We start from the raw sequence: 6,117 nt of genomic DNA on the forward strand, positions 1-6,117 counted from the left end.
CGTCCGTGACAGGCCGGCGGCCGCCCGAGGCCCGGCACGGGCGGCGCCGCGCGGCCGACCCCGTCGAGCAGCGCAAAGCGGAGCACCTCCGCCTCGCCGCGGCCGGGGAGATGAGCGGCGCGGCGGGGCCCGGATGGGCGGACATCCGGCTGGTCCACCACGGCCTGCCGCGCGCGGACGTCGCGGCGATCGATCTCAGCCGCGACTTTCTCGGCCGCCGGCTGCGGGGACCGCTGGCGATCGCGGCCATGACCGGCGGGCACGCCGCGGCGCGGGACGTCAACCGGCGGCTCGCGGCGGCGGCGGAGCGGTTCGGTCTCGCAATGGGCGTGGGCAGCCAGCGCGCCGCCCTGCGCAACCCCACGCTCGCTTCCACCTACACCGTGGCCCGGGATGCCGCGCCGACCGCCCTGCTGATCGCCAACGTCGGCGCCGCCCAACTGGTGCCCCAGGACAGCGGTCCGCCGCTGAGCCCGCGGCAGCTCGCCGACGCCGTCTCGATGATCCGCGCCGACGCGTTGGCGATCCACCTCAATCTGCTCGAAGAGATCGTGCAGCCCGAGGGCGACCGCCGCGTGTCGGGCATCCGGGACGCGGTCGTGCGCGCCATCGGCGGCCTCGACGTCCCGGTCATCGCAAAGGAGACCGGCGCCGGGCTCTCCCGCGGCCTCGCGTATGAGTTGCGCGATCTCGGCTTCCGGGCGCTCGACGTCGGCGGCGCCGGCGGCACGAACTTCGCGGCGATAGAAACTGCGCGGGCCAAAGCCCGGCGCGACGCGCGCCGGGTGAAGCTTGGGACCGTGTATCACGAGTGGGGCATCCCCACCGCGGTGTCCGTCGCCGCCGCCCGGGCCGCCGGCCTGCCCATCATCGCCACCGGCGGGGTGCGGACCGGACTGGACGCGGCCAAGGCGATCGCCCTCGGCGCGACGCTCGTGGGCGTCGGCCGCCCGCTGCTGCTCGCCGCCCTCGAAGGAGACGCGGCGATCGACGCCTGGATCACCCAGTTTCTGGAAGAGCTGCGGGTCGCCGTGTTCTTGACCGGCGGCCGCGCGATCGGGGACCTCGCCGCGATCCCCAAAGTGATCCTGGGATCCACCCGGGCCTGGATCGAGGACCTCGGCTATGCCGACGCCCTCACACCCGCCGCGGAGATGTCGTAACAGCGTCAGCCGATCGCGGCCGGCTCCTCCGCCTGTGCGCGTCCCCGCCGCAGGAGCAGCACGAGCGGCAGGCAGACGAAGAAAACCGCGGCGATGACGCCGAACGCGTAATCGAACGCGACGACGGCGGCCTGCCGGCCGATCGCCTGCTGCAGCGCGGCCAGCGCCTGCCTGTGCGCCGTCGTGGGATCGCTGCCGCGGCCGATGAACCAGAGTTCGAAGGCCCTCCACCACTGCATGAACGCCGGGTTGTATACGGACGCGTACTTCATCAGATTCGCGCTCGCGGTCGTGATCTTGTGGTCCACCACGGTGATGACGAGCGCGGTCCCGAGGCTCCCCCCCAACTGGAACATGAGGGTGAACATTCCCGCGGCGCTTTGCATCTGGCGGCGCGGGATCGTCGAGAGCGTCGTCGTCGCCAGGGACACGAACATAAGCGCGAAGCCGGTGCCCTGGATCAGCAGGGGCACCAGCAGCTGCACCGGGCCGCTGTCGAGCGTAAACCGCGCCATCATCAGACCCGAGATCCCGGCCAGCGCCAGGCCGGAAGGAAGCATGACGTACACGCCGAGCCGATTGTACAACGCGCCGGCCACGGGCATCATGAGGACCATCACCGCGGACCGGGGCATCAGGGTGAGGCCCGCCTGGGTGGCATCGTAGCCCAACAGGTTCTGGACGAAGAGCGGCAGCAGGATGAGCCCGCCGAACAGCGCCAGGCCCATCACGCCGCCGATGAACGCGCCGGACGCGAACGACAGGTTTCGAAAGATGCGGAGATCGACCGCGGGCTCGCCCGCCCGGAGCTCCCAGACGATAAAGGCCGCGAGCGCCAGGATGCTGAGGAGCGCGACGCCCGCGATGAACGAGCTCTGGAACCAGCCGTCCGTTTCGCCCTCTTCGAGCAGAACCTGGAGCGCGGCGAGTCCCACCGCCATGAGCACGATGCCGGCGCCGTCGATCCGCCGCAGCCCCCGGCGTGTCATGTACGGCGGATCTACGATGAACTGCGCCCCCATCAACAGCGCGGCGATGCCGATCGGCAGGTTGACGAAGAAGATCCAGGGCCAGGAGTAGTTGTCGGTGAGCCAGCCGCCGAGGGTCGGGCCGATCGCGGGGCCGAGCAGCAGGATCATGCCGAAGATGCCCTGCGCCTGTGCCTGCTCCTCGGGGGGGAAGGTCTCCCGCATGATGGCCTGCGCGCTGGGCGCGAGGACGCCGCCGCCGACGCCCTGCAGCACCCGGAACGCGATGAGCTGTCCGAGGGTGCGCGACAGACCGCACAGCATGGACGCCCCGGTGAAGGCCGCGATCGCCGTCAGGAACATCCGCCGGCGGCCGAGCACCGAACCGAGCCACGCCGTGAGCGGCATGACGATGACGAGCGCGATGAGATAGGAGGTGCTGACCCACGTCACCTCCTGAGTCGTCACCCCGTAGGACGCCTGGATCCGTGCGAGCGCCACGTTCACCACGCTGGAGTCGATGGCGCCCATCATGGCCCCGAGGAGGACCGCGATCGTGACGAGCCACTTATTCGATGGTGCGCGGCGCTCCGCCGGCGCGGCGAGCACCGCCTCCGCGGCCATGCGTTATCGATCCTCGCCCATGGCGGGGCGCGTTCGCGGCGTCGGCATTCCTTAGGGCAGGAACGCGCCGAGCAGGAGTGTGATTCCGCGGGACGGCGTCATGAGCCGCGATCTCCCGCACGATCACCTGGCCGTTGCGGTCAATCGTCCCGAATCCGAGGCGCACGCCGTCCCGTTCGACACAACGTCGTAATTGCCCGATAGGACTCTCGACGGACGGTTGGTGACGTTCACCTCCAACGTCAATCGCACGGTCCCATCGGGCCCATCCGCGCTGAGGACATACTCATTCCCGCGATAGTAGCTTCCCGACACCCGCAAGACACCATAACAGGCGATGCCTCGAAGCTCCACGTTTCCGGTCACCTCGGCGCCCCCCCACCAAACCGGTTTGGTCGCCAAGGCCGCTGAAAAGCGCCCCTTCGCGGCGGACCGGGTGCTTTGCCATGTCCCCGCCCAGCTCCCCGCGAGACCGGCGGTGGACGCCGGCGGCGCCGCGGCGCCCGGGACCCCGCGGCCGAGCGAGATCAACATGACGAGAGCGCCCCCGACAAGCAGCATGGTCCGCACGCCGGTCCGGCGCCGTCGCATCATCCGCTCCCTCTGCGTCAGGATAATCGAACCGCGTCTCGTCGGCCGCAATTAGCCGTTGTCCGGCTCAAGTCCTGTGACGCCGACGGCCGTTCGCGGCGGGTCGCGGTGTCTCGCAGAGATCCGGACCCTCCCTTGACCTGAACTCCTTGCCGTGACATCCTAAGAGGATTGAAGGCACCCGAGGGAGTGGACCGTGACACAGGCCATCCGCAACATCGCCATCGTCGCGCATGTCGACCACGGGAAGACCACCCTCGTCGACGCGATGCTGAGACAGAGCGGCACGTTTCGCGCCAATGAGGCCCTGGTGGACCGCGTGCTCGACTCGAACGAGCTCGAACGGGAACGCGGCATCACCATTCTCGCCAAGAACACCGCGGTGTTCTACCACGGGACCAAGATCAACATCGTCGATACGCCGGGGCACAGCGACTTCGGCGGCGAGGTCGAGCGCGCCCTCAAAATGGTGGACGGCGTCATGCTGCTCGTCGACGCGAGCGAGGGACCGCTGCCGCAAACCCGGTACGTGCTGAGCAAGGCCCTGGAGGCCGGCCTGCCGCCGATCGTCGTGATCAACAAAATGGACCGGCCCGACGCCCGGCCGCAGCAGGTCTTGAACGAAATCTACGACTTGTTCATCGACCTGGACGCCACCGAGGCCCAACTCGATTTTCCGGTGCTGTACACCAATGCGAGAACGGGCACCGCGGCGGCCGCGGTCGGAGAGACGGGCGGGGATCTTCGACCCCTCTTCGACACGATTCTCGCGACCGTGCCGGCGCCCGCGGGGGATGCCGCGAACACGCTTCAAGTCCTGGTCGCCAATCTCGACTACAGCGACTACCTCGGCCGGATTGCCATCGCGCGTGTGTTTGACGGCACGCTCCGGACCGGCGGGGACGTCGGCATCGCGAAGGTCGACGGTACGCTGTCCAAGACGCGCATCACCAAGATGTTTTCGTTCAGCGGTCTGCGGCGCGTCGAGATCGAGTCCACCGACCTCGGAGACATCATCGCCGTCGCGGGCGTCGAAGGCATCGCGATCGGCGATACGATCACGGATGCCGAGACGCCGGCGCCCCTGCCGCGGGTCGCGATCGACGAACCGACCATCGCCATGCAGTTCTCCCTCAACACGTCGCCGTTTGCGGGACGAGAAGGCACCTACGTGACGTCGCGCAACCTCCGCGAGCGCCTGGAGCGAGAACTGCTCACCAACGTCTCGATGCGGGTCGAGGACGGCGGCACGGGCGACACGTTTACGGTGATGGGCCGAGGTGAGCTCCAGCTCGCCATCCTGATCGAGACGATGCGCCGGGAAGGGTATGAACTGATGGTCGGCAGGCCCGAAATCGTCACCCGGGTCCGCGACGGCCGCCTCATGGAACCGGTCGAGCGGCTCTCACTCGACATCCCGGAGAAATTTGTCGGGGTGGTGGTCGAGAAGCTGGGTCCCCGCAAGGCGCTGATGGTCAACATGCGCAATCACGGCTCCGGACGCGTGCGGCTGGAGTTCCGGCTGCCGAGCCGCGGCCTGATCGGCCTCCGCAGCGAGCTGCTGACCGACACCCGCGGCACCATCGTCATGAACGCCCTCTTCGACGGCTACATCGAGTGGACGGGCGAGATCCCCCGCCGCCCGACCGGCGCCCTGGTTGCCGATCGCCGCGGCGCGACGACTGCCTATGCGCTCTACAATCTGCAGGAGCGCGGCGAGTTGTTCGTCGGTCCCGGCACCGAGGTGTACGAAGGCATGATCGTCGGCGAGCACGCCCGCGACAACGACCTCGATGTCAACGCGGTGCGGGAAAAGAAGATGACCAACATCAGGTCGTCCACGGCCGATATCGCCGTCCGCCTGGTCCCGTTCCGGGCCCTCAACCTGGAGCAGGCGATCGAATTCATCGCGGACGATGAATTCGTGGAAGTCACCCCGGCGTCGCTGCGCCTGCGGAAACGTGTGCTGCAGGCCAATCGCCGCCCCAAGAAAGATGACCTTCCCGGCGCCCCCGCCCGCAGCCCGGCACCTGCCCCGCACGCCGGCTGAACGGCCGGACACGATGACGTGACCGTGCCTCACAGCGACGCGGGCTGAATCCGTCGGGGGGGCAGCGGGCCGGGCCATGGCCGCCACCGAGCGAGAAGAGGTCGTCGCCGGCGACCGCAGCGTGGCGATCTCGAATCCGGGAAAGATCCTGTTCCCGCAGCGCGGGCACACGAAACTGGATCTGGTTCGATACTACCTCGCGGTGGCCGACGGCGCGCTCCGCGCCGCGGGCGGACGGCCCAACATGCTGGTGCGATACCCGAACGGCATCGAGGGCGACTTCTTCTATCAGAAGCGCGCGCCGAAGTCCCGGCCGTCCTGGGTCGAAGTCGTGTCCCTGCACTTCCCGTCCGGCCGGACCGCCGAAGAAGTGGTGCCCCGCGATCCCGCCGTCCTCGCCTGGATGGCGAACCTGGCCTGTCTCGAGCTGCACCCGCACCCGGTGCGCGCGGAGGATCTCGACCACCCCGACGAGCTCCGCATCGACCTCGACCCGGGGCCGGGCATCGAGTGGGCCCAGGTGCGGGAGGTCGCGCGCATCGTCCGGGCCGCGCTCGACGACTTCGCGATCGCCGGCTGGCCGAAAACGTCCGGCGGGCGCGGGATGCACGTGCTGGCGCGCCTCAAGCCGCGCTGGACGTTCGACGAGGTTCGCCGGGCGGCTCTGGCCCTCGCCCGCGAGGTGGAACGGCGGGCGCCGGCGCTCGCGACGAGCAAGTGG

At 69.2% G+C, this 6,117-nt stretch carries 4 protein-coding genes; 3 read left to right on the forward strand and 1 reads right to left on the reverse strand.

The annotated features are described in order from the left end of the window. Nucleotides 1-5: 5 nt before the first annotated feature. Nucleotides 6-1,163, forward strand: coding sequence for a type 2 isopentenyl-diphosphate Delta-isomerase (gene fni / locus VGZ23_06070; protein HEV2357161.1), 1,158 nt, complete (start codon nt 6-8; stop codon nt 1,161-1,163). Nucleotides 1,164-1,168: 5 nt separating this feature from the next. Here the strand turns inward: fni and VGZ23_06075 are convergent, their stop codons facing one another. After that, nucleotides 1,169-2,755: a DHA2 family efflux MFS transporter permease subunit gene (locus VGZ23_06075; GenBank protein HEV2357162.1), complete on the reverse strand. Its 1,587-nt coding sequence runs from the start codon at nt 2,753-2,755 to the stop codon at nt 1,169-1,171. A 787-nt stretch (nt 2,756-3,542) separates the two neighbouring features. On the opposite strand from VGZ23_06075, the gene typA reads away from it, so the two are divergent. Beyond that, nucleotides 3,543-5,396 carry a translational GTPase TypA gene (gene typA, locus VGZ23_06080; GenBank protein ID HEV2357163.1) on the forward strand — a complete coding sequence of 618 codons (1,854 nt, stop codon included), beginning with the start codon at nt 3,543-3,545 and terminating at the stop codon, nt 5,394-5,396. Nucleotides 5,397-5,472: 76 nt separating this feature from the next. Further along, nucleotides 5,473-6,117, forward strand: a 645-nt coding sequence (locus VGZ23_06085; protein HEV2357164.1) for a DNA primase small subunit domain-containing protein, incomplete at its 3' end; no start/stop codon positions are given.

Source organism: bacterium, from assembly GCA_035945995.1.
GTDB lineage: Bacteria > Sysuimicrobiota > Sysuimicrobiia > Sysuimicrobiales > Segetimicrobiaceae > DASSJF01.